The sequence below is a fragment of the Pseudomonas sp. JV245A genome (assembly GCF_032424515.1).
GTDB lineage: Bacteria > Pseudomonadota > Gammaproteobacteria > Pseudomonadales > Pseudomonadaceae > Aquipseudomonas > Aquipseudomonas protegens.
This window is the reverse complement of sequence record NZ_VYKE01000483.1, coordinates 1-648: the sequence shown is the minus strand read 5'-3', so window position 1 is coordinate 648 and position 648 is coordinate 1. Positions and strand designations below refer to the sequence as shown.

At 65.7% G+C, this 648-nt stretch carries 2 protein-coding genes; both read left to right on the top strand.

Going from position 1 to position 648, the window contains the following annotated elements; translation table 11 throughout:
• Positions 1–115, top strand: a 115-nt coding sequence (locus tag F6S12_RS32590) for a monovalent cation/H+ antiporter complex subunit F (RefSeq protein WP_315869966.1), incomplete at its 5' end; no start/stop codon positions are given.
• A complete protein-coding gene (locus F6S12_RS32585) occupies positions 112–480 on the top strand; it encodes a Na+/H+ antiporter subunit G (protein WP_011060902.1) in 369 nt (122 codons plus the stop codon). The genes F6S12_RS32590 and F6S12_RS32585, both read left to right, overlap by 4 nt.
• Positions 481–648 lie beyond the last annotated feature (168 nt).

Genomic DNA, 648 nt, shown 5'->3' with positions numbered 1-648 from the left:
CGTGCGCTACGCCAGTGACACCTACTTCGAGGCGGCGCTGCTGATCGCCCTGTTCGGCTTTGTCGGCTCCTTCGCCCTGGCCAAATTCCTTCTGCGTGGCGAGGTGATCGAATGAACAGCCTGGAACAATTGCCACTGTGGGTGGAAGTGCTGGTGGCCCTGCTGCTGGTGATCAGCAGTGTGTTTGCCCTGATCGGGGCCCTGGGCATCCTGCGCATGAAGAGCTACTTCCAGCGCATGCACCCGCCGGCCCTGGCCTCCACCATGGGCTCCTGGGCCGTGGCCCTGGCGTCGATCCTGTACTTTTCCGCGCTCAAGTCCGGGCCGGTGCTGCACGCCTGGCTGATCCCGGTGCTGATGTCCATCACCGTACCGGTGACCACCCTGCTGCTGGCGCGGGCCGCGCTGTTTCGCAAGCGCATGGCCGGCGACGATGTGCCGGCGGAAATCAGCAGCAAACGCAGCGAAACCGGCAACTGAGCACATCCGCTGCATCTAGGAGCCGGCTGCCGGCGACGAGGCCCGTGAGCCTTGCGGTGACTTCGAAAACGCCTTCGCTGGCAAGCCAGCTCCTGCACCAGCCAGTTCCTGCACTGGCCAGCGCCGGCTGACTGCCCTCAGGCCCAGGCCAGCACCAGCAACCCGGCC